1 rRNA gene is annotated in these 1,191 nt (G+C 53.6%); it reads right to left on the bottom strand.

Annotated features, from left to right (window positions below):
* A 23S ribosomal RNA gene (locus P5G61_RS31800) occupies window positions 1-1,191 on the bottom strand; the annotation flags it as partial.

The following is a 1,191-nucleotide window of genomic DNA, read 5'->3' on the forward strand; positions in this document are numbered from 1 at the left end:
TAATTTTCGCTCCCCATCACAGCCCAGCCTTACGATGTGCGGATTTGCCTACACATCAGCCTCACTGCTTAGACGGACATCCATCAGTCCGCGTCACTACCCTGCTGCGTCCCCCCATTGCTCATAACGGCTTACGGTGGTACAGGAATTTCGACCTGTTGTCCTTCGACTACGCCTTTCGGCCTCGCCTTAGGTCCCGACTTACCCTGAGCGGACGAGCCTTCCTCAGGAACCCTTAGGCTTTCGGCGGATCAGATTCTCACTGATCTTTTCGTTACTCATACCGGCATTCTCACTTGTATAATGTCCAGCGCTCCTTACGGTACACCTTCAACCCTTATACAACGCTCCCCTACCCCTGATGCAAAGCATCAAGCCATAGCTTCGGTGGTGTGTTTAGCCCCGTTACATTTTCGGCGCAGAGTCACTCGACCAGTGAGCTATTACGCACTCTTTCAATGGTGGCTGCTTCTAAGCCAACATCCTGGTTGTCTGTGCAACTCCACATCCTTTCCCACTTAACACACACTTGGGGACCTTAGCTGATGGTCTGGGCTGTTTCCCTTTTGACAATGGATCTTAGCACTCACTGTCTGACTCCCGGAAGTAAGTCTATGGCATTCGGAGTTTGACTGAGCTTGGTAACCCTTGCGGGCCCCGCACCCAATCAGTGCTCTACCTCCACGACTCTGTTTTCCGAGGCTAGCCCTAAAGCTATTTCGGGGAGAACCAGCTATCTCCGAGTTCGATTGGAATTTCTCCGCTACCCCCACCTCATCCCCGCATTTTTCAACATGCGTGGGTTCGGGCCTCCAGTGCGTGTTACCGCACCTTCACCCTGGACAGGGGTAGATCACCCGGTTTCGGGTCTACGTCCACGTACTAAGTCGCCCTATTCAGACTCGCTTTCGCTGCGGCTCCGGCTCTTCACCTTAACCTTGCACGGGAACGTAACTCGCCGGTTCATTCTACAAAAGGCACGCCATCACCCCTAAAACGGGCTCTGACTTTTTGTAAGCACACGGTTTCAGGTTCTATTTCACTCCCCTTCCGGGGTGCTTTTCACCTTTCCCTCACGGTACTGCTTCACTATCGGTCGCTAGGAAGTATTTAGCCTTGGCAGATGGTCCTGCCGGATTCATACGGGGTTTCACGTGCCCCGCACTACTCGGGATCCGTCTCGGAGGGAAC

Source organism: Paenibacillus vandeheii, from assembly GCF_030433635.1.
GTDB classification, from domain to species: Bacteria; Bacillota; Bacilli; order Paenibacillales; family Paenibacillaceae; genus Paenibacillus; species Paenibacillus vandeheii.